The 21,900-nt window shown below is 71.4% G+C and carries 17 protein-coding genes; 6 read left to right on the forward strand and 11 right to left on the reverse strand.

Annotated elements, in window-relative coordinates:
* Positions 1 to 74 precede the first annotated feature (74 nt).
* Entirely contained in the window at positions 75 to 368 is a 294-nt protein-coding gene (locus FHS08_RS03150) for a hypothetical protein (RefSeq protein ID WP_167035374.1), read from the forward strand.
* Between the two features lie 170 nt (positions 369 to 538).
* Here FHS08_RS03150 and FHS08_RS03155 read toward each other — a convergent pair whose 3' ends face one another.
* The 3 genes from FHS08_RS03155 to FHS08_RS03165 all read right to left on the reverse strand — a co-directional run bounded on the left by FHS08_RS03155 (position 539) and on the right by FHS08_RS03165 (position 5,834).
* A complete protein-coding gene (locus FHS08_RS03155; RefSeq protein WP_167035376.1) occupies positions 539 to 4,312 on the reverse strand; it encodes a homocysteine S-methyltransferase family protein in 3,774 nt (1,257 codons plus the stop codon).
* Positions 4,313 to 4,530: 218 nt separating this feature from the next.
* Positions 4,531 to 5,496, reverse strand: a complete 966-nt coding sequence (locus tag FHS08_RS03160) for a permease prefix domain 1-containing protein (protein ID WP_167035378.1) — start codon at positions 5,494 to 5,496, stop codon at positions 4,531 to 4,533.
* Positions 5,497 to 5,498: 2 nt separating this feature from the next.
* Entirely contained in the window at positions 5,499 to 5,834 is a 336-nt protein-coding gene (locus FHS08_RS03165) for a PadR family transcriptional regulator (RefSeq protein WP_167035380.1), read from the reverse strand.
* 101 nt (positions 5,835 to 5,935) lie between these two features.
* On the opposite strand from FHS08_RS03165, the gene FHS08_RS03170 reads away from it, so the two are divergent.
* Positions 5,936 to 6,928, forward strand: coding sequence for an o-succinylbenzoate synthase (locus FHS08_RS03170; RefSeq protein ID WP_167035382.1), 993 nt, complete (start codon positions 5,936 to 5,938; stop codon positions 6,926 to 6,928).
* Positions 6,929 to 7,020: 92 nt separating this feature from the next.
* Here the strand turns inward: FHS08_RS03170 and FHS08_RS03175 are convergent, their stop codons facing one another.
* Positions 7,021 to 7,665 carry a TetR/AcrR family transcriptional regulator gene (locus tag FHS08_RS03175; RefSeq protein WP_167035383.1) on the reverse strand — a complete coding sequence of 215 codons (645 nt, stop codon included), beginning with the start codon at positions 7,663 to 7,665 and terminating at the stop codon, positions 7,021 to 7,023.
* Positions 7,666 to 7,791: 126 nt separating this feature from the next.
* On the opposite strand from FHS08_RS03175, the gene FHS08_RS03180 reads away from it, so the two are divergent.
* Together FHS08_RS03180 and FHS08_RS03185 are read left to right on the forward strand one after the other, a co-directional pair.
* A complete protein-coding gene (locus tag FHS08_RS03180; RefSeq protein ID WP_167035385.1) occupies positions 7,792 to 10,695 on the forward strand; it encodes an MMPL family transporter in 2,904 nt (967 codons plus the stop codon).
* Positions 10,692 to 12,794 carry a YhgE/Pip family protein gene (locus FHS08_RS03185; RefSeq protein ID WP_167035387.1) on the forward strand — a complete coding sequence of 701 codons (2,103 nt, stop codon included), beginning with the start codon at positions 10,692 to 10,694 and terminating at the stop codon, positions 12,792 to 12,794. The genes FHS08_RS03180 and FHS08_RS03185 overlap by 4 nt, the downstream gene beginning before the upstream one ends.
* Positions 12,795 to 12,937: 143 nt before the next feature.
* Here the strand turns inward: FHS08_RS03185 and ccsB are convergent, their stop codons facing one another.
* From ccsB to FHS08_RS03220, 7 genes are all read right to left on the reverse strand, one after another.
* Positions 12,938 to 14,017 carry a c-type cytochrome biogenesis protein CcsB gene (ccsB, locus tag FHS08_RS03190; protein ID WP_167035389.1) on the reverse strand — a complete coding sequence of 360 codons (1,080 nt, stop codon included), beginning with the start codon at positions 14,015 to 14,017 and terminating at the stop codon, positions 12,938 to 12,940.
* Between the two features lie 113 nt (positions 14,018 to 14,130).
* Positions 14,131 to 15,858: a cytochrome c biogenesis ResB family protein gene (gene resB, locus FHS08_RS03195; RefSeq protein WP_167035391.1), complete on the reverse strand. Its 1,728-nt coding sequence runs from the start codon at positions 15,856 to 15,858 to the stop codon at positions 14,131 to 14,133.
* Complete coding sequence (locus FHS08_RS03200; RefSeq protein WP_167035393.1) at positions 15,839 to 16,699, reverse strand: cytochrome c biogenesis CcdA family protein; 861 nt, start codon at positions 16,697 to 16,699, stop codon at positions 15,839 to 15,841. The genes resB and FHS08_RS03200 overlap by 20 nt, the downstream gene beginning before the upstream one ends.
* 182 nt (positions 16,700 to 16,881) lie before the next feature.
* Entirely contained in the window at positions 16,882 to 17,517 is a 636-nt protein-coding gene (locus FHS08_RS03205; RefSeq protein ID WP_167035395.1) for a TlpA family protein disulfide reductase, read from the reverse strand.
* A complete protein-coding gene (locus FHS08_RS03210) occupies positions 17,517 to 18,146 on the reverse strand; it encodes a histidine phosphatase family protein (RefSeq protein ID WP_167035397.1) in 630 nt (209 codons plus the stop codon). The genes FHS08_RS03205 and FHS08_RS03210 overlap by 1 nt, the downstream gene beginning before the upstream one ends.
* A gap of 51 nt (positions 18,147 to 18,197) precedes the next feature.
* Complete coding sequence (locus FHS08_RS03215) at positions 18,198 to 18,509, reverse strand: hypothetical protein (protein ID WP_167035398.1); 312 nt, start codon at positions 18,507 to 18,509, stop codon at positions 18,198 to 18,200.
* Positions 18,510 to 18,738: 229 nt separating this feature from the next.
* The gene (locus tag FHS08_RS03220) at positions 18,739 to 19,338 is read right to left on the reverse strand and encodes a DedA family protein (RefSeq protein ID WP_170283262.1); all 600 of its coding nucleotides are present in this window, start codon (positions 19,336 to 19,338) and stop codon (positions 18,739 to 18,741) included.
* Positions 19,339 to 19,501: 163 nt separating this feature from the next.
* On the opposite strand from FHS08_RS03220, the gene aspS reads away from it, so the two are divergent.
* Positions 19,502 to 20,842 carry an aspartate--tRNA(Asn) ligase gene (gene aspS / locus FHS08_RS03225; RefSeq protein WP_167035402.1) on the forward strand — a complete coding sequence of 447 codons (1,341 nt, stop codon included), beginning with the start codon at positions 19,502 to 19,504 and terminating at the stop codon, positions 20,840 to 20,842.
* Positions 20,839 to 21,633, forward strand: coding sequence for a tyrosine-protein phosphatase (locus tag FHS08_RS03230; RefSeq protein ID WP_167035404.1), 795 nt, complete (start codon positions 20,839 to 20,841; stop codon positions 21,631 to 21,633). The genes aspS and FHS08_RS03230 overlap by 4 nt, the downstream gene beginning before the upstream one ends.
* Positions 21,634 to 21,900: the final 267 nt, after the last annotated feature.

Below are 21,900 nucleotides of genomic sequence, written 5' to 3' on the forward strand. Positions count from 1 at the left end.
GCGCGGTCGGCCTCATCCTTCCACGTGCAGGTCCCGGGGCGTAGCGTCGTGCCCGGAACACGAGGAGGCTCAGGATGCCGCAGGAGACCGCCACGCGAGGCAAGCGCATCGCGCTCGGCGTGGGTGTGGGGGTCGTCGCCGCGCTCGTCGGCTTCTTCTCCTTCGCGCTCCTGCCGTTCGCGTACGTCCTCACGATCCTGGGACTCGCCCTCGCGGCGGTCGGGACGGTCGGCGTCGTCCTCCGGCAGCCCTGGGGTGCGCCCCTTCTCGGCGCGGGTGCCGGTCTCGTCGCGGGCCAGACCGCCTACGTCGTGCTCGGCATCCTGCAGCCTGACGGCCCCGCCTGCGGCGGCACCGGCTGTCCGTAGGCCTTTCCACCCGTTCGCGCCCCGAGATCGGCCACCCCGCGCCGCCCGGTGCCCCGAGATCGGCCACTCCACCGAGCCCGCGTGCAACCCGAGATCGGTCGCTCCGTCCGGGTCGCGTGCGCCGGGCGGGATGCCGCATCCCGACGAGCCGATCGATGACGCGGCGGCGATCAGACCGAGAAGTACTTCGCCTCGGGGTGGTGGAACACGAACGCGTCCGTCGACTGCTCGGGGTGCAGCTGCAGCTCGTCGCTGAGCTCGACGCCCATCCGCTCGGGGCGCAGGAGCTCGACGACCTTGCGCCGGTCCTCCATGTCGGGGCACGCGGGGTAGCCGAGCGAGAAGCGCGCGCCGCGGTACTCGAGCTTGAACAGGCCCGCCGTCTCGGTCGGATCCTCGTCCGCGAAACCCAGCTCGGAGCGGATCCTCGCGTGCCAGAACTCGGCGAGCGCTTCCGTGAGCTGCATCACGAGGCCGTTGAGCTCGTAGTAGTCGCGATAGTGATCGCCCGCGAACAGCTCAGCCGTCACCTCGTCGATGTGCGCGCCGGCCGTCACGAGCTGCACGGGGAGCACGTCGACCTGGCGGGAGTCGCGCGAACGCACGAAGTCCGCCAAGCAGAGGTGCCGATCGCGGCGCTGGCGGGGGAAGCGGAAACGCAGGCGCTCCATGCCGAGTGCGCGGCGCGCGCCCTCGACGGGCTCAGGGAGCGACGCGCCCGGAGCGGGAAGCGAGAGCGACCCGCCGTCCGGCGCGAGCAGCCCCGGCGTGCCGAGGATGCCCGACGGGTCGTCGCCGTGATGGAGCACGACGACGTCATCCCCCTCCGAGACGACGGGGAAGTATCCGTACGCGATCGAGGCGTCGAGCATCCCCTCCCCGAGGATGCGGTCGAGCCAGTACCGCAGCCGCGGCCGCCCCTCGCTCTCCACGAGCTCTTCGTACGACGGTCCGTCGGAGCCGCGGCCAGGCTTGAGTCCCCACTGGCCCATGAAGGTCGCCCGCTCGTCGAGGTAGGCGGCGAAGTCGGCGAGCGCGACGCCGCGCACGATCCGCGTTCCCCAGAACGGCGGTGACGGCACCGGATTGTCGGATGCCGCATCCGACCGCGCCGGCATCGCGTCGGGCTCGGTCAGGGTGAGTCGCGACCCCTCGCGGTGGATGCGCTTCTTCAAGGCGGGAAGACCCACGGAGTCCGGGTCGGCGCCGCGCGCGACGCGTACGAGCGGCTCCATGAGCGCGAGCCCCTCGAAGGCGTCCTTCGCGTACCGGACCTCTCCGTCGAAGAGGCCCGCGAGGTCGTCTTCGACGTAGGCGCGCGTCAGCGCCGCACCGCCGAGGATGACGGGCCAGCGCTTCGCGAGGCCCCGAGCCTGCAGCTCCTGAAGGTTCTCCTTCATGACGACGGTCGACTTGACGAGCAGTCCCGACATGCCGATGACGTCCGCATCGTGCTCCTCGGCAGCGGCGATGATGTCGGCGATCGGCTGCTTGATGCCGAGGTTGACGACGTCGTACCCGTTGTTGGTCAGGATGATGTCGACGAGGTTCTTGCCGATGTCGTGCACGTCGCCGCGGACCGTCGCCAGCACGATGCGACCCTTGCCCGAGGCATCCGACTTCTCCATGTGGGGTTCGAGCGATGCCACGGCCGCCTTCATGACCTCGGCGGACTGCAGCACGAACGGCAGCTGCATCTCTCCCGCCCCGAACCGCTCGCCGACCACCTTCATGCCGTGAAGGAGGTGGTCGTTGATGATGCCGAGCGCCGTCATGCCCTCCGAGCGCGCGAGGTCGAGGTCGGCCTCCAGGCCCTTCGCGTCGCCGTCGATGATGCGGCGCTCGAGCCTCTGGCCCGTCGGCAGCGCCGCGAGCTCGGCGGCGCGCTGATCGCGCAGCGCCGCCGTGTCGACGCCCGCGAACAGGTCGAGCATGACGGCGAGCGGGTCGTACGTCGTGGCGCCGTCGGCGTCGTACTCGCGGCGGTCCCACATGAGGTCGAGCGCGACCTTGCGCTGCTCGTCCGAGATCGAGGCGAGGGGCACGATCTTGGCGGCGTCGATGATGCCCGACGAGAGCCCCGCCTCGACGGCCTCGTGCAGGAACACGGAGTTCACGACGATCCGCGCGGCCGGATTGAGGCCGAAAGAGACGTTCGAGACGCCGAGCGTCGTGTGGATGCCGGGGTACGCGGCCGTGAGACGACGGATGGCCTCGATCGTCTCGATCGCGTCGCGCCGTGTCTCCTCCTGACCCGTCGCGATGGGGAACGTCAGGCAGTCGACGACGATGTCCGACACGCGCATCCCCCACTCGCCGACGAGCGAGTCGATCAGCCGCGAGGCGATGCGCACCTTGTCGTCCGCCGTGCGTGCCTGGCCGTGCTCGTCGATCGTGAGCGCGACGACGGCCGTGCCGTGCTCCTTCACGAGCGGCATGATCCGCCCGAACCGCGAGGTCGGCCCGTCGCCGTCCTCGAAGTTGACGGAGTTGACGACGGGACGCCCCCCGATGAGCTCGAGGCCCGCGCGGATGACGGCGGGCTCGGTCGAGTCGATGACGAGCGGGAGAGTGGATGCCGAGGCCAGGCGCGAGACGATCTCGCGCACATCGGCGACTCCGTCTCGGCCGACGTAGTCGACGCACACGTCGAGCAGGTGCGCTCCGACGCGGATCTGGCTGCGCGCGATCTCGACGCAGTCGTCGAAGCGCCCGTCGAGCATCGCCTCGCGGAACGCCTTCGAGCCGTTCGCGTTGGTGCGCTCGCCGATCGCGAGGTACGAGGCATCCTGATCGAACGACACGTGCTGGTAGAGGGATGCCACACCCGGCTCGGGCTCGACGACCGGCATCGGGCTCCCCACGATCCGCGACCGCGAGCGCGACGCCAGCGATACGTACTCCACCGCCGCGTCAGGCGGCAGGTCGTCTCGCATCGCTCGCGACACGACGGGGACTTCGCGCAGCCGCTCGACGACGGCGGCGAGGTGCTCGGGAGTCGTGCCGCAGCATCCGCCGACGAGGCCGACCCCGAACTCGCGCACGAACTGCTCGTGCGCCGTCGCCAGCTCGGCGGGCGTCAGCGGATAGTGCGCGCCGTCGGCGGTCAGGACGGGAAGGCCCGCGTTCGGCATGCACGCGATCGTCACCCCGGAGTGCTTCGAGAGGTGCCGCAGGTGCTCGCTCATCTCGGCGGGGCCCGTCGCGCAGTTGAGCCCGATCGCGTCGACGCCGAGCGGCTCGATCGCCGTCAGCGCCGCGCCGATCTCGCTGCCCATGAGCATCGTCCCCGTGGTCTCGACCGTCACCTCCACGAAGATCGGCAGGCGGATGCCGCGGCTCACGATCGCCTGCCTGCAGCCGTTGACGGCGGCCTTCGTCTGCAGCAGGTCCTGCGAGGTCTCGACGAGCAGAGCGTCGGCCCCGCCGTCGATGAGCCCTTCCGCCTGCTCCGCGAACGTTCGCCTGAGGTGGTCGTACGTCGTGTGTCCGAGGCTCGGCAGCTTCGTGCCGGGGCCGATCGAGCCGAGCACCCACCGCATCCGCCCGTCTCTCTCCTCGGCGGCCTCGACCCGCTCGCGCGCGATGCGTGCGCCCGCCGCGGCGAGCTCGGCGATGCGGTCGTCGATGCCGTAGTCCGAGAGGTTCGACCAGTTGGCGCCGAACGTGTTGGTCTCGATCGCGTCGATCCCGGTCGCGAGGTACTCGTCGTGGATCGCCGCGATCAGGTCGGGACGGCTCACGTTGAGGATCTCGTTGCAGCCCTCGAGCTGCCGATAGTCCTCGAGCGTCGGCTCGTGCCGCTGCAGCATCGTGCCCATCGCGCCGTCGGCGATCACGACGCGCGAGACGAGCGCGTCGAGCAGGGCCTGCGAGCGCTCGGTGCGTGCGATCCCGTCGATGTCGAGGTCGAAGCGGGGGGCACGGGTGGGGGCTGGGCTCACCGCGCGATTCTATCGAGCCGCCTCTCGCGCCCGACCAGGGCAGGGCGCGGCATCCGGAGTCAGCCGTTCTCGGCGTGGCGCCACGCGAGCCGGCGCGTGACGAGATCCCCGTCGTAGTCGGGAGGGAGTGTCGAGACGAGGTATGCGCTCAGCCTGGAGCGGGGCGGGGATGCCGCGATCCCGGCATCCCCGCCCCGCCGCCCGCCGAACGGCGGGCGTCACCGTGCGCGACGCGCCTTGAGGAATCCGTCGACGGAGTCCCAGACCGCGACGCCGACGATGACGAAGCCGACGATCACGGTGAGGACCGTCACGGCCTCGCCGATGTCGGCCCCGACCGACTCGAGGGCCGTGACGAATCCCGGGTTCACGAGCCGCTCGTCCCACAGGAGCCAGAGCGCGGGAAGCGCCACGACGACGTCGAGCACCGTGTTGGCGATCGCGAGGCCCCACGTCCAGCCGCGGCGCGCGTACACCAGGATCGCGAAGACCGCCTCGATCGCCATCGCGACGAACAGCGCCCCGATCCACCACGGCCACAGGCCGGGATCGAGGAAGGAGATCCATTCGCCGCCGAGACACGCGGCGCCGAGGAGGTGGTCCCACAGGATCGCGCCGGCAGCGACCAGCAGGAACACGATGGATGCGATGAGGTCGCCGAAGCCCGTGCCGCGATCGCGCGGCTCGGGCAGCTGGTCGGGTGTCCACGACGACATGCCCATGTCGGGCCGCTTCACGCCGGTGCGCTCGAGGATCGCGAAGACGACGGTCACCCAGAACGCGAGGTGGACGATGACGCCGATCACGACCGAGACGACGGTGCCGACGACCTCGCCGAACGACGCGCCCGCGAGCACCTGGCCGAGCGCGACGCCGAACGCGGCGCACGCCGGGACGATCGCCAGCAGCAGCTTCAGCAGCCGCCGCCAGTCGAGGTAGAACGCGGGGCCGATGAGATGGAGCGGCCGGTCGGCGTACCCGGCTGCGAGCTTCGCGGGGTCGCCGAGCTCGGTCAGCACGGCCCGCTCCGCGGCATCCTGCGGCTGGCCGTCGTCGACGCGGGCGTCGATCTGGTCGGCGATCGATGCGCGCAGCTCGGCGGCGACGTCGTCGCGCTGCTTCTCGGGAACGGCCCGCACGACGGCGAGCACGTAGCGGTCGGTGAGGGTTGTGGTGGCGTTCATGGTCAGTCCTTCTCAGGGAGCGCGTCGATCGCGACGGCGATCGCGCGGAACTCGTCGGTGAGGGCGGCCGCGAGCCGGGATCCGGCCGGGCTCGTGCGGTAGAACTTGCGGGGCCTGGCCTCGTCGGTGTTCCACTCGCTCGTGAGGTGACCCTGCTTCTCGAGTCGGCGAAGCAGGGGGTAGAGCGTGTTGGCGTCGGTGTCGAACCCGCGCGCGCTCAGCTCTTCGAGCAGTCCGTAGCCGTAGCCCGGCTCGCTCAGGAGTTTCAGGCACGCGAGGACGACGGTGCCGCGCCGCAGCTCCTGCAGGTGCGTGTCGAGCGCTTCGTTCTCGGTCATGGATCACACTGTACTGTGTGTCACACACTATAGTCAAGCACACATCGATGGATGCCGAACACTGAGGAGGTCGGGAACGCGCGGTCTGAGAGGATGGCGCCGTGGACCTGCCTGCGCTCTCCGACCTCATCGCGACAGCGCGCGTCGTGACGCTTCCCCTCGCGACGCGCTTCCGCGGCATCGACGTGCGCGAGGCGCTCCTGCTCGAGGGTCCCGAGGGCTGGACGGAGTTCTCCCCCTTCGTCGAGTACGACGACGTCGAGGCCTCGGCATGGCTCGCGGCCGCCATCGACTTCGGATGGATGCCGCAGCCCGCGCCCGTGCGCCGCGAGATCCCCGTCAACGCGACGGTGCCGGCGGTGGACGCGGCATCCGTCGCCCGCGTCCTCGCGCGCTTCGACGGCTGCCGCACGGCGAAGGTCAAGGTCGCCGAGCGCGGTCAGCGCCTCGCCGACGACGTCGCCCGCGTGCGGGCCGTGCGAGCCGCGATGGGACCGGAGGGGCGGATCCGCGTCGACGCCAACGGCGGGTGGAACCTCGACGAGGCCGAGCACGCGCTGCACGCGCTCGCGGAGTTCGACCTCGAGTACGCCGAGCAGCCGTGCGCGACGGTCGACGAGCTCGCGCAGCTGCGGCGGCGCGTCACGCACATGGGCATCCCGATCGCGGCGGACGAGAGCGTGCGCAAGGCGTCCGACCCGCTCGCGGTCGCACGCGCGGGCGCGGCCGACCTCCTCGTCGTGAAGGCGCAGCCGCTCGGAGGCGTGCGCCGCGCGCTCGAGATCGTCGCCGAGGCGGGGCTCCCCGCCGTCGTCTCGAGCGCACTCGACACGTCGGTCGGCCTGTCGATGGGCGTCGCCCTCGCGGCGGCGCTGCCGTCGCTCGAGTTCGACTGCGGCCTGGGGACGGCATCCCTGTTCACGGCGGATGTCGCCGCCCCGCCGCTCGCACCGCGCGGCGGCGTGCTTCCGGTCGGCCGCGTGGCGCCCGATCCGGGCCTGCTCGACGGGCTCGCGGCATCCGCCGGGCGTCGCGACTGGTGGCTCTCGCGGGTGGAGCGCTGTCACGCGCTTCTCTCGGCGGGCGAGCGCTGACGCCAGGTCAGCGCGCCACGGTCACGCGAGGCGGGCTTCGACGCGTCTCGTTCGACCCGTCCGGCCCTCTCGAGGCAGGATGCTGAGCTCGGTCAGCGCGGCTCGATGAGCAGCTGAGCAACCCCCGCGAGCTGCGCGTTGGTGAGTCCGCGGACCTGCTCGTGGTCGAGGCCCGCCATCGTGGCCCGGACGGTCGCGCTCTCCCACACGGTCAGCATGAGGCCTGCCGCCTCCTCGGGCGGGACGCGCAGCGACAGGCCGCCCGCGTCGCCGATGTCGGCGATGATCTGCGCGACGCTGCGTCGCAGCTCGTCGTCCTGCGCGAGGTGCGCTGCAGCGAGCGCGGGGTCGCGCAGAGCGTGGTTGCGGATCTCGCTCATGAGCAGGATGCCGAGCCGGTCGTCGCCCGTCTCGCCGAGCACGAGCTGGACCATCTCGAGGGCGCTCTGGGCCGTGATCTCGACCCCGTCGCGCGCGAGCTCCGCGACGCGCTCCGTCACGACGGCGACGCGCTCGCGCGAGACCCTGCCGGCGAGCTCGAGGAAGAGCTCGTCCTTCGTCGCGAAGTTGGAGTAGAAGGCGCCGCGCGTGAAGCCCGCACGCTCGCAGATGGCCTCGACGGACGCCGCGTCGAGTCCGACCTCGGCGAAGACCTCGGCGGCGGCATCCAGCAGGCGCTGCCGGGTGGCCTCGCGACGGCGCGACGTGGCGATCTCGGCGACCTGCGTATCGGTCATGACTCCTCCTCCCGCCCATCTTCACACCAAAGGCTCAGTTTCTCCGGCTCAGGCACCCCTACGATACATCTGTGTATCGGATACAGCGTCGTATCGAACATCTCTGACGTCGACTCCGGGGGCCGCATGTCCACTCTCCTCTTCTCGCTCGGCCGGTGGTCGTACCGTCATCCGTGGCGTGTGCTCGTCGCCTGGCTCCTGCTGCTCGGCATCGCCGGCGGCAGCGTCGCCCTCTTCGCGAAGGGAACGGACAACGCCTTCTCGATCCCCGGGACCGAGGCCGAGGCGGGCATCCAGCTCCTCGATCGCACGTTCCCCGAGGCGAGCGGCACGAGCGCACAGCTCGTCATCGTCGCGGCGGAGGGCTCCCGCATCGACGAGGCGCCGTACTCCGACGGCATCCGCGACACGATCTCGACCCTCGACGGGCTCGACGGGATCCTCGCCGTCACGAGCCCGTTCGACGAGCTGGTCGACGGTCTCGTCTCGGACGACGACCGCGCCGCGATCATCCGGCTGCAGTTCGACGGCCAGGCCATCGACGTTCCCGACGGCACCAAGACGGCGCTTCAGGATGTCGCCGCAGACCTGCGAGCAGACCTCCCCGGCGGCACGCAGGTCGCGATCGGCGGCGACCTGTTCTCGATGTCCATGCCCGCGCTGTCGCTCATCGAGGCGGCGGGCGTGCTGATCGCGCTGTTCGTCCTCATCGTGACGTTCCGGTCGCTGTCTGTCGCGTTCTTCCCGCTCGCAAGCGCCCTGATCGGAGTCGGGCTCGCGATCGCGCTCATCTTCGTCTCGACCGCGTTCGCGACCATCTCGTCGACGACGCCCATGCTCGCGATCATGCTGGGGCTCGCCGTCGGGATCGACTACGCCCTGTTCATCGTCGCGCGACATCAGGACCAGGCGCGCGCGGGCATGGACCCCGAGGAGTCGGCCGCCCGCGCGACGGGCACGGCGGGCTCCGCCGTCGTGTTCGCGGGGATGACGGTGCTCATCGCCCTCGTCGGGCTCGCGTTCGCGAACATCCCGTTCCTCACGACGATGGGGATCGCGGCGGCCGTCGCCGTGGCCGTGGCCGTGCTCGTCGCCGTGACGCTCACCCCGGCCTTCCTCGGGTTCGCGAAGGGGCGCGTCGCGGGATGGGGGCACGGGCGGGCGCGCGCGGGGGCACGGCTGCGACGTCGGGGGACGTCCGCCGCGGAGGATGCCGCTGCGCCCGCGGAGGATGCGCTCGCGGACGCCGAGCTCGCGGACGCGGAGCCTGCGGAGGCCGAGCCCGCGGACGCCCGCACGCCCGCGAGACGCCCGAACCGCTGGGTCATGCTCGTGACGCGGCATCCCATCGTCACGACGATCGCGGTCGTCGTGGGCCTCGCCGTCATCGCGATCCCGGCCGCGAGCCTGCGCCTCGCCCTGCCCAACGCCGGCGTGCAGCCCGTCGAGAGCGAAGCGCGCCAGGCCTACGACCTCACGGCCGAGCACTTCGGGCCTGGCTCGAACGGTCCGCTCATCATGGCCGGGTCGATCGTCACCTCGACGGACCCGCTCGGCCTCATGGCCGACCTCAAGGCCGAGATCGAGCGGATCCCAGGCGTCAAGGAGGTCGCGCTCGCGACCCCGAACGCGACCATCGACACGGGCCTCATCCAGATCGTCCCCGAGACGGCGCCCGACGACCCCGCGACGGCTCAGCTCGTGCGCGACCTCCGCGCTCAGCACGACAGGCTCCTCGACGAGTACGGCGTCGACCTCAAGGTGACGGGATTCACGGCGGTCGGCATCGACATCTCCGACCGCCTGGGAGCCGCGCTCGTGCCGTTCGGGATCTTCGTCGTCGGTCTGTCGCTCATCCTCCTCATGATCGTGTTCCGATCGATCTGGGTGCCGATCAAGGCGGCGGCCGGGTACCTGCTGTCGGTCGCGGCATCCTTCGGCGTCGTCGCGGCGGTCTTCGAGTGGGGTTGGCTCGCCGACGCCCTGAACGTCACCCGCACGGGCCCGGTCATCAGCTTCATGCCGATCATCCTCATGGGCGTGCTGTTCGGTCTCGCGATGGACTACGAGGTGTTCCTCGTGTCGCGCATGCGCGAGGACTACGTGCACCTGCGGCGCGCCCGCCGCGGCCGCGCCGACCGGGCGACAGCCATCACGGCCGTGCGGACGGGGTTCACGGCATCCGCTCGCGTCGTGACGGCCGCGGCCGTCATCATGTTCGCCGTGTTCGCGGCGTTCGTCCCCGAGGGCGACTCCTCGATCAAGCCCATCGCGCTCGGCCTCGCCGTCGGGATCGCCGTCGACGCCTTCCTCGTGCGCATGACGCTCGTCCCTGCGGTCATGACGCTCCTCGGCGCCAAGGCGTGGTGGATGCCGGCGTGGCTCGACCGCATCCTCCCCCGCTTCGACATCGAGGGCGAGGCCGTCGAGCACGAGCGGGCGCACGCGGACTGGCCCGAGCCGAGCACGACGTCGCCGCTCGTGGGCGAGGGCGTCTCGCTCGTGGTCGACGGCGGGCGCCGCCGCGGCGACGTGTCGCTCTTCGCCGACGCCTCGTTCCGGCTCGAACCGGGAGGGACGCTCCTCGTGACGGGCGACGCCCGGTCGGCCCGTGCGTTCGTGCTCACCGTCGCGGGGCGCGTGGAGCCGACCGCGGGGCTCCTTCGCGTCGCCGGCCATCTGCTGCCCGGCCGCGCAGCGTGGGTGCGCGCGCACGTCGGGGTCGCGCTCCTCGCCGATGCGGCAGACCCCGTCGCGGAGCTGCGGCACGCGCTCGCGGGCCGCGCCCGCCTCGTCGCGATCGACGGGCTCGACGCCCTCTCGGGGGCGGATCGCGACCAGGCGGCCGCCCTCCTGCGCGATGCCGCGGACAGGATCCGCGGCCGGGGCGCCGCGATCACGATCGTGGCGTCCGCCGCCGCCGAGGGCACGGCGCTCGGCATCCTCGCCGAGGCGCACCGCCCCGACGTGACGCCGCTCGCGCTGCGCACCCGATCCGAACTGCCCGCACGACCCGAGGTGAACGCATGACGCTCCCGATCGAACGCTCCCGCACGCGCCGGCCCATCACGTGGCTGACGCTCGTCGGAGTGCTGCTGCTGCCCGCCGTGATCGGCGGGATCCTCGTCGCGGCGCTGTACAACCCCGTCGAGCGCCTCGAAGGCCTCACGGCCGCGATCGTCAACGAGGACGAGCCCGTCACGATCGACGGGCAGTACGCGCCGCTGGGCCGCCAGCTCGCGGCAGGCCTCGTCGAGGGCTCGGACGACGTGCCGAGCAACCTGACGTGGACGATCTCGAACGCCTCCGACGCCGCCGCAGGGCTCGCCGACGGGCGGTACTCGGCCGTCGTGACGATCCCGGAGAACTTCTCCGCCGCAGCGACCTCGACGCGGCCGGGCGAGACGCCCGAGCGCGCGACGATCGGGGTGCAGACCCCGCCCGACAGCCTCATCGTCGACGACGCGATCACGGCGCAGGTGACGCAGGCCGCGGCATCCCTCATGGGACGAGAGCTCTCACGCGTGTACCTCGAGAACGTGTTCCTCGGCTTCACGACCCTGGGCGACCAGCTGGGGCAGGCGGCCGACGGTGCGACGACGTGGGCGGACGGGGCACGGGATGCCGCGACCGGCGCGGTCTCGCTTGCCGATGGCGTGCGGCAGCTGTCGTCCGGCGCGTCCAGGCTCTCCGACGGCGCGGCGGAGCTGTCGTCCGGCGCCTCCGCGCTCTCTTCGGGTGCGGCGCAGTGGGCCTCGGGAGCGGGGATGACCGCCGACGGGCTCGACCGCTGGGCTGCCGGCGCGGGGAAGACGGCCGGAGGCACGCGCGGCCTCGCGGACGGCCTCTCGCAGATGGCCGACCAGGTCGCGCAGCTGCCGGCCGTGCCGCAGGAGATCGTCGATGGCGCCGACATGATCGCCGAGAACAGCGGACAGATCAAGGCGAGCGTCTCGGATGCCGCAGCCCAGCTGTCGCAGCTGTCCGCGCGATGCGACCCGGCCGTGTCGGGCGCGGAGATGTGCGATGGGCTCGCCGCCGTCGCGCAGCAGGCGAACGACGCCCTGCCGACCGTCAACGACGTGCTCGACCAGTCGGGCACGATCGCCCAGCAGGTGTCTGGCCTCGCGCAGTTCGGCCCGCAGCTCACGCAGGGTCTTCGAGACGCGACCGCGGGCGCGACCTCCCTCGCGAACGGCATGGACGAGCTCGCCACGGGCGCAGCCGACACCGCGGGCGGAGCGCGCCGGCTCGCGTCGGGCGCCTCCGGCATCTCCTCGGGCATCGCGAAGCTCGCCTCGGGCGCCTCGACGTGGGCCTCGGGCGCCTCCGCCTGGGCCTCGGGCGCGAACGACGCGGCGACGGGAGCCGACGGCCTCAGCACAGGCCTCGGGCAGCTCGCCGACGGCGCCGACGCGCTCGCGGACGGCCTGCACACGGCATCCGACGCTCTTCCCTCGTACTCGAATGCCGATGCCCGCAGCCTCGCGGACGTCGTCTCGAGCCCCGTCGCGGCGTCGGGCGTCGGCACGACCCTGTTCGGGGCGTCGGCGATCCCGCTGCTGGCGATGCTCGCGCTGTGGTTCGGCGGGCTCGCGACCTTCGTCGCGCTGCGCGCCGTCTCGCAGCGCACGCTGACCTCTCGCGCGCCCTCCGCGCTGCTGGCCCTGCGAGCCCTCGCCCCGGCCGCCGGGATCGGGGCCTTGCAGGGACTTCTCGTCGCGGTCGTCGTGCAGCTCGCGGCGTCGTACGAGTGGGGCTCGTGGGCGGTCTTCGCGGCGGTGTCGATGGTCGCGGGCGTCGCGTTCGCGGCGGTCAACCAGGGGCTCAACGCCGTCTTCAACGGCGCAGGACGCTGGATCTCGGCCCTCGTCGGCGTGCTCGCGGTCGCAACCGGCGTCGTCTCGACGGTCCCCGGGGTGCTCTCCTCGATCGCGGCCGTCCTGCCGACCTCGCCCGCGTACAACGCGATGCTCGCAGGCCTGGGCCCCGCGACCGGGGTGTGGGCAGGGCTCGTCGGGCTGCTCGTGTGGGGACTGCTCGCGTTCGCCGCGACGGTCGTGACGGTCGCTCGCCGCCGCACGGTCTCTGCCCGCGCTCTGCTGACGGCCTCGCCTGCCCCGGTGTAGCCCCCGCGACCCCGCGCTTAGCCGGTCCGCTCAGCTCAGTTCAGTTCTGCTCAGCTCTGCTCAGTCAGTTCAGCTGAGTCAGTTCACGTTCAGTTAAGTTCAGTTCAGCTCAACTCGGCTCTGCTCAGTCAGTTCAGTTCAGTTCAGTTCAGGCCGCTGTAGGCGTGCAGGCCCTTGAAGAACATGTTCACGATCGTGAAGTTGAACATGACGGCCGCGAAGCCGATGATCGACAGCCACGCCGACCGCGAGCCGCGCCAGCCGCGCGTCGCGCGCGCGTGGATGTATCCGGCGTAGAGCACCCAGATGACGAACGTCCAGACTTCCTTCGTGTCGAAGCCCCAGTAGCGGCCCCACGCGTCGTTGGCCCAGATCGATCCCGCGATGAGGGTGAACGTCCAGAAGATGAACCCGATGATCGCGAAGCGGTAGGCGAGCGACTCGAGCGCGTCGGAGCTCGGGAGGGTCCGCAGGATCCGTGCGCCGGCCTTCGGCGCACGCGTCACCGCTCCCGCGCGGTCGAGGCCGGCGGCGGCGGCCCGCGCCTCGCGTCTGGCCTGCATGAGCTGCAGCACCGACAGCCCGAACGCGAGGGCGAACAGCGCCGTCGCGAGCGACGCGACGAAGACGTGGATGACGAGCCACACGCTCTTGAGCGGATCCATGAGCGGCGCGACCTCGACGTAGAAGGTCAGCGTGGCACCACCGAGGAGCAGCACGACGAGGCCCGTGATGAACGAGCCGAGGAAGCGCAGGTCGTAGCGGAACAGCACGAGGAGGTACACCGCGACGATGAGCATCGTGCCCGTGAGCGAGAACTCGTACATGTTCGACCACGGCACCCGGCCGGCGGCGATGCCTCGTGTCACGTCGGCGCCCACGTGGAAGAGGAAGCCCAGCACCGTCAGCGACGTGCCGATCCGCGCCCACACGAGGCGCGGGCGCTTCGACGGCCGAGCGGCGAGCGCGGCGTCCGCGGATGGCTCCGGTGCGCGCAGATCGTCGACCGCAGCGGATGCCGCGACCGCCGCCGTGGTCGTGCCGGCGTATCCGGCGCCCGCCGCGACGAACTCACGGACCTCGGCGTCCTTGACGCCGATCGCGAGCGCCGAGCGCCGAGCGAGGTCGATCGCGTAGGCGATGAAGGCGAGCGCATAGATCGCGATCGCTGTCCACACCAGAAGGATCGAGACCGAGTCGAGCGAGAACGTTCCGGTGGGCATGGCCTCCAGTCTACGCGGGGCAGGATGCCGCACCCCAGCCCGTCGTTCGGCTCGAACGACCCCCCGCCCCCGCGGCCGCTCAGCCGCGCGCTCCGCCGCCCCGGCGGCCCGCCTCAGCCGCGCAGCGCGGCCTCGACCGCGTCGCCGTGCCGCTGCGCGACCTGGTCGACGGCGGCGCGGAGCGTCGGGTCCTCGCCGCGGGCGAGTCCCGCGTACTCGATCCGCAGCGTGTGCCCGTCGGGCGTCGCCTTGACCCACATGCGCCGCCGCGGCACGAACAGGGCCGCGAGCAGGCCGAGCAGCGCCAGCACGGCGAAGGTCAGCACCCACGGGCCTGCGGCATCCCGATGGATCGAGAGCGAGACGAAGCGCTTGACCGATCCCCCGAAGTCGGCGTCGTGCGCGATGGCCGATCCCGCCTCGACGGCGGGTGCATCGCTCGAGACGTCCTCGAACGTGATGGTGCCGAGGCCGTTCGGCAGCTCGGCCCACTGTCCGGGCATCAGCTGGATCGAGTCGACGCCAGAGTCGCCTCCGGCCAGCTGCGTCATCGACGTCGGATCGAGCGTGTAGACCGACCGCGGCGTGCCGTCGTCGATGCCGAGGTCGCCAGAGAACACCCAGAGCGTCAGGACGGGATACGCGAGCGCGGGGTAGATCGACGTGAGCGCGCCCGACTCCAGCTTCTGCGCCGTCGGATAGAAGAAGCCGATGAGGCCCAGCTGCTCCGGCATCCCGTCGGGCACCTTGATGACGCCCTGCGACGTCATGTTGGTGTCCTGCGGCAGGAACGGGACGGCGTCGTCGAACACGACGTCGCCCTCGGCGTTGCGGATCGAGATGTGCGGCGCGTAGCCGTTGCCCATGAGGTACACGCGGTCGCCCGCGATCTCGAGCGGGTGGTTGACGCGCACCTGCCCGGGCTGAGGATCCTCGCCCGCGAACTGCGTCGTGAGGTTCGCGGCGAAGTCGCCCGCCTGGCCCGCGCCCGGCGTGCCGGGCTCCTGGTAGGTGACGTCGAACGAGTCGAGCGTGAGCGAGAACGGCGTGAGACCGTCGGGGTCGACGAAGCGGCCGGGGTTGAAGGACGTGTAGTCGAGCATCGTGTTGACGAAGGTGCGGCCCTCGACGATGACGGTCTGACCCGTGTACGTGAAGCCGCCGCCGACGCCTACGGAGACGAGCACCCCGATGAGCGCCGTGTGGAAGACGAGGTTGCCCGTCTCGCGCGCGTAGCCGCGTTCCGCCGAGACCGAGAGAGCCGATCCGGAGCCGTACCGCTCGATGCGGTAGCCCGCCCTGCGAAGGTGGTCGGCGGCGAGGGAGACGGATGCCGCGGCCGCCGCATCCGGATCCGCACCCGGTGCGAGCTCGACGAGCGACTCGCGGTGGTGGTCGAGCCGCGACAGACGGGCGGGCGTGCGCGGCGGCCGGGCGCGCAGGGCCTTCCAGTGGTGCTTCGTGCGCGGGATGACGCACCCGATGAGCGAGATGAACAGGAGGATGTAGATCGCCGAGAACCACGCCGAGGTGTAGACGTCGAACAGCTGCAGCCTGTCGAGCACGGGCGCGAGGTCGGGATTGTCGACGAAGTACTGCGTGACGCCGTTCGGGTCGGCGGAGCGCTGGGGGACGATCGAGCCGGGCACCGCGGCGATCGCGAGAAGCAGGAGCAGCACGAGGGCCGTCCGCATGGAGGTCAGCTGACGCCATCCCCAGCGCAGCCACCCGATCGGGCCGAGCGCGGGCTGCGCGATCTCGGCGGCGGAGTCGGCGTGGTCGGACGGGCGGAGCGGATCGCCTGCGCCCGCCCCAGGGGCCTCAGAGCGGGAGCGGGACACTCGAGAACACCCCCTGGAGCTGAGCCATGAGCTGAGTCCAGACGCCCGACAGCATGAGCAGGCCGAGGGCGATCAGCAGCGCGCCGCCGACGAGGTTGACGGCGCGGATGTGCCGGCGCAGGAACGTGATCGAGCGGGTCGCCCAGCTGAAGCCGAGCGTGATGAGGACGAACGGGATGCCGAGCCCGAGCGAGTATGCGAGTCCGAGGAGCGCCGCGCGGCCGGGGTCGCCGAGGTTCCACGATACGGAGAAGATCGCCGTGAGGGTCGGGCCGATGCACGGCGTCCAGCCGATGCCGAGCGCGAGCCCCAGCAGCGGTGCGCCGATGAGCCCGAGGTCGCCCTTGAGCTGCAGCCGCGCCGTCCGCTGTGCGAGGCCGAAGACGCCGACGAAGACGAGTCCCATCACGACGATGACGGCGCCCATGACCCGCGTGATGACGTCGGCGTACTCGAGGAAGAACCGGCCTGCCGCCCCGCCCAGCACGTTGACGGCGATGAAGACGACCGAGAACCCGGCGATGAACAGCACGACGCCGAGGAGGAGCCGCGTCTTCGTCGGTGCTTGCGCGGACGCCCGCGCCGCGGCATCCGTCGCCGTCGCGTTCACAGAGTTCGCAGAATCGTCCGCAGCTCGCACGAAAGCGGCGGCATCCTGCGAAGTCGGCGCAACTCTGCGAGATCGAGCAGGCCGAGGTGCGACGGCGCCGCCGATGTAGCCGAGGTATCCGGGAACGAGCGGCAGGACGCACGGCGAGAGGAAGGACAGGAGCCCCGCGAGCAGGGCGAGCGGCAACGCGATCCAGAGCGCCCCCGCCGCCATGACGGCGTCGATACTCATGTGATCGCCCCCTTCGGGCGATCAGCGCGCAGACGCGCGCAGGACGCGTTCCGCGTGTTCACACGATCGCCCCCTTCGGGCGATCGGCGCGCAGACGCGCGCAGGACGCGTGCCGCGTACTCACACGATCGCCCCCTTCGGGCGATCGGCGCGCAGACGCGCGCAGGACGCGTTCCGCGTGCTCACGACGTCTCCGCGAGTAGGTCGCGCACGATCGTCTCGAGGATCGACGCCTCGGGGAGCTGTCCGATGATCCGCGCGGCGACGCGCCCCTGCGGATCGAGCACGAGAGTCGTCGGCGTCGCGTTGATCGGCGTCCGCTCGGCGAACGCGAGCTTGACGGAGCGGTCGTCGACCGTGATGAGGCTCGGATACGTGACGTCGTACGTGTCGGCGAAGGCTGCGGCCGCAGCGGCCGAGTCGCTCGTGTTGACGCCGAGGAACGCGACGTCCTGCCCGTCGAACGACGCGAACGCCTTCTCGAGCTGCGGCGCCTCGGCGCGGCACGGGCCGCACCCGGCGTACCAGAAGTTGACGACCAGCACTCTGCCGGCGAAGTCCTCGCTCGCGACCTGGTCGCCCGCCTCGGTCGTCCCCGCGAACTCGACGCCCTCACCACGGTCGCCGGGCGCGATCTCGACGGTCGTGAAGCCGTCGGCCGCGATGTACCCCTTGTTGTCGCCCGCGCGGTACTGCTCGGCGAGCGGGTCGCTCGTGCACGCCGCGAGGGTCGCCGCGAGGGCCGTCGCGACCGCGAGGGATGCCGTGGCCCGCCCGAGCCGGCCCCGAACGAGGCCCGTGCGACGCGGGCGCGCCATCACACGGCCCCCACGTCCACGGCGCCCGTGGTCGTCGCGGGCTCGGCGTAGCCGACCTCGACCCAGCCGTCGCCGTCGCGCTCGAACGAGGTGACGCTCGAGAGGGCGCACCGGCGTCTGCGCGGATCGTGTTTGAGCGGTTCGCCCGCGACCGCGAGATGCGTGATCCAGATCGGCAGCTGGTGCGAGACGATCACGACGTCGCCGGACTCCGCGCGGTTCCAGGCATCCGCCATGGCGGCATCCATCCGTGCGACGACCTGCGCGTAGGGCTCGCCCCAGCTCGGCCGAGACGGGGCGCGCAGGTGCCGCCAGTTCAGCGGGTTGAGCAGCGCCCTCTTCATGCGCTTGCCCTCGAAGACGTTGGTCGGCTCGATGACGCGCTCGTCGACGAGCGGCTCGATGCCGAGCAGCTGCTCGAAGGGCTCGGCCGATTCGCGCGTGCGCTGCAGCGGCGAGCACACGAGCCCGCCGATGAGCCGGTCGAGGCCGTGGACGTGCTCGGCCGCCTGCCGAGCCATCCTGCGGCCTTCGACGCTCAGGCGATAGTCCGGGAGTCGCCCGTAGAGCACGCGCGCGGGGTTGTGGACCTCCCCGTGGCGCACGAGATGAAGGCGGGCGGCGGGCACGGCGTCCAGTCTACGTGGGCGGCTTCCATGCCCTGGCCGTGAGCCGAATCGTCAGCCCGACGGGACGCCCGCGGCAACGATCGCGAACCCGGGGAAGACTGACGCGCCGCGGCGAGACACATCGGTTGCGCAGGCGTCGTGCAGCGGGTCGCGCTCGGCCCGAACGGCCGGGTGCTCCGCCTCGGCACAGAGGAGCGTGTCTTCAACCGCCACCAGCGCCGTGCGATCGCTCTTCGCGACGGCAACTGCATCATCCCCGGATGCGGCGTCCCGGCGGGGTGGTGCGAGATCCACCACGTGACGGAACACGCCGCCGGCGGACCGACGCACACAGACAACGGCGTGCTTCTCTGCTGGTTCCACCACCGCTTCGTCGACAAGGGTCCGTGGCGCATCCGGATGAATCGCGGTGTCCCCGAAGTCCAGGCACCAGCGTGGTTCGATCGGTCCGGCGGGTGGCGCCCCGTGACGAAGTCCAGGACCCGGATGCTCGATCTGGTCGGGCGGCGGACGTGATGGCGACCTTTTAGCGGCCCTCGCACGTATCCGGCCTTCTCGAGGTGCGAGACGCCCTTGCTGAGAGCCGATCGCGTCAAGCGGCGTCCGGATCGCCCGTCCCGTCCCCTCGCCGTCTCCGCAGCCGAACGACGAGGAACCACAGGCCGGCCGCCACGACGGCCGCGACCACGAGGTACTGCACGACGACGACATACCGCTCGACGACGGGCCACGCCTCGCCGAGGTACCAGCCGGACATCACGAAGATCGTGTTCCAGACGAGGCTCCCGGCCGCAGTCAGCAGGCCGAAGCGCCACAGCGGCATCCGGGTCACGCCTGCGGGGATCGAGATGAGGCTGCGGAAGATCGGGATCATCCGCCCGAAGAACACGGCCTTGCCGCCGTGCCGATGGAACCATGCGACGGTGCGGTCGATGTCGGCCGGATCGACGAGCGGCAGCCTCAGCGCGACGACGCGGAGCCGCGGCATCCCGAGCCAGGCACCGAGTCCGTAGAGCACGAACGCGCCCACGACGGATCCGACGGTCGTCCAGGCGAGCGCTTCGACGAGGGAGAAGGCGCCGCGATACGCCGCGAGCCCCGCCATCGGCAGGATCGCCTCGCTCGGCAGCGGCGGGAACACGTTCTCGAGCGCGATCGCGATCCCCGCGCCCACCGGCCCGATCACGTCCATGAGCGACACGACCCAGTCGAGCAGCGCCACGAGCCATGGCCCGTCCGGGGCATCCGTCACCCGCCTCACGCTAGCGAACACAGGATGCCGCGAGCCAGCCGCAGCGCACCCCTGACAGTCCCTGCCCAGGCTCGCGGCATCCGCCCCCGTAGACTTGTCCCCCGTGAGTGAACGCGTTCTCGTCAAGCAGCTGCAGGCCCGGGAAGACGGCCCCGTTTCGGTGTCGGGATGGGTCGAGACCGTCCGCGACCAGAAGAAGGTGCAGTTCGTCATCCTGCGCGACGAGACCGGCGCCGTGCAGCTCGTCAACCCCGCCACGCGCCCCGACCCGGAGGCGACGGATCAGGATGCCGCGGCCCTCGCCCTGACGGCCCTCATCTCCGCGCTCAGCACCGGCACGTTCCTGACCGTCACGGGCGAGCTCAAGCACGACGAGCGCGTCAAGCTCGGCGGGGTCGAGATCAAGCTCGCGTCGCTCGACATCGCCGCAGCCGCGCTCCCCGAGACGCCCATCGCCGCCGACAGCGGGCTCGACAAGCGCATGGACTGGCGCTTCCTCGACCTCCGCCAGCGCCGCAACAACCTCATCTTCCGCGTGCAGACGACGCTCGAGCACGCGATGCGCACGTACTGGATCGAGCGCGACTACATTGAGGTGCACTCCCCCAAGCTCATGGCGAGCGCGTCGGAGTCCAACGCCGAGCTGTTCTCGCTCGACTACTTCGGCGAGCAGACCGCCTACCTCGCGCAGTCGCCGCAGTTCTTCAAGCAGATGGCGCAGTCGGCCGGTTTCGGCAAGATCTTCGAGATCGGCGACGTCTACCGCGCCGACCCGTCCTTCACGAGCCGCCACGCGACGGAGTTCACGTCGATCGACGCCGAGATCTCATGGATCGAGAGCCACGAGGACGTCGCGACGATGCAGGAGGAGCTCCTCCAGTTCGCGATCCAGGCCGTCAAGGACAAGCACGGCGCCGAGATCGAGGAGCTCTTCGGGCTCGAGATCGCCGTTCCCCGCATCCCGTTCCCGCGCATCCCGCTCGCCGAGGCGCGCGAGATCGTGAAGGCGCGGGGGTACGACATCCCGCGCACGGACGGCGACCTCGACCCCGAGGGCGAGCGCCAGATCTCGGCGCACGTCCTCGAGACGTACGGCCACGAGTTCGTCTTCATCACCGACTACCACCCCGAGATCCGCGCGTTCTACCACATGCGCGACCCCGAGACGGGGCTCACGAAGAGCTACGACCTGCTCTACAAGGGCGTCGAGATCACGACCGGCGCGCAGCGCGAGCACCGCGTCGACGTGCTCGAGGTGCAGGCCCGCGAGAAGGGCCTCGACCCCGCGCATCTCGCGTTCTACTTCGACTTCTTCCGGTACGGCGCCCCGCCGCACGGCGGCTTCGGCATGGGCCTCGCGCGTCTGCTGATGCTGCTGCTGGGCGAGTCGTCGATCCGCGAGGTGACGTTCCTCTTCCGCGGCCCGACGCGGCTCGCGCCGTGACGACCGCCCCGGTCGAGGGTCTGCACAACTTCCGCGACACCGGCGGCATCGCCCTCGCGGCGGGCGGCACGACACGCTCGGGCGTGCTGTTCCGCTCCGACGCGCTGGGCGCGCTGACGCCCGCGGGCCTCGACGCTCTCGCGGCGTCGCCCATCGGGGTCGTCGTCGACTTCCGCATGCCTGCCGAGCAGGCCATGGCCCCCGACCGCATCCCGGCATCTCGGCCCTTCCGCGTCGTGGAGCTCTCGCTTCTCGAAGGCGCCATGTCGAGCCTCGCGGAGGAGATCCTGCGCAGCGGAGCCGCGGCATCCCCCGAGCTGCTCGCGCAGGCGATGGCCCACCTGCCGTCGCTCGGCGACCTCTACATCGGGATGCTGCAGCACGGCGGATCCGCGTTCGCCGAGGTCGCGCGGCTCGTCGCGGCATCCCGCGACGACGAGCCGACCGCCGTCCTCGTGCACTGCACGGCGGGCAAGGACCGCACAGGCGTCGCGACCGCGCTCCTGCTCGAGGCCGCGGGCGCCGAGCGCGCCGCCGTCGTCGCCGACTACGCGGCCTCGGAGGCGAATCTCGCGGGCCCCTGGGCCGACGGGATGCTCGCGATGGTGACGTCGTTCGGCCTGCCGATCACGCCCGAGCTGCGGACCCTGATCACGGGGACCCCCGCAGCCGCGATCGAACAGGCGCTCTCCTGGGTGGATGCCGGGCACGGCGGCGCCGCGGGATACCTGCGAGCGGCAGGTCTGACCTCCGCCGAGCTGAACGCGCTGCGCATCCGGCTCGCGCACTGAGCGCGGGCAGCGGGGAGCGCAGGATGAATCCCCGATCGGGGGGCTCGGCGACTCCGCCCCACTGTGAGACCCCTGTTCGGTCGTCGTCGTCCTCGAGCCGCGGACTCGACGCCGTCTCGTGCGGACGCATGATCCGTGTCCGGCGCCGCATCCCGGCCATCTGGTGCTCATGGACTGTTCACCTGGTCCGGCGTCTGCGGTAACCCGCCCTTCGTACGTTCCTCTCATCCCGACCAATCCGTCCGCGCCCTCGCGCGCCCGGAACAC

It is taken from the genome of Microbacterium ulmi (assembly GCF_011759705.1).
GTDB lineage: Bacteria > Actinomycetota > Actinomycetes > Actinomycetales > Microbacteriaceae > Microbacterium > Microbacterium ulmi.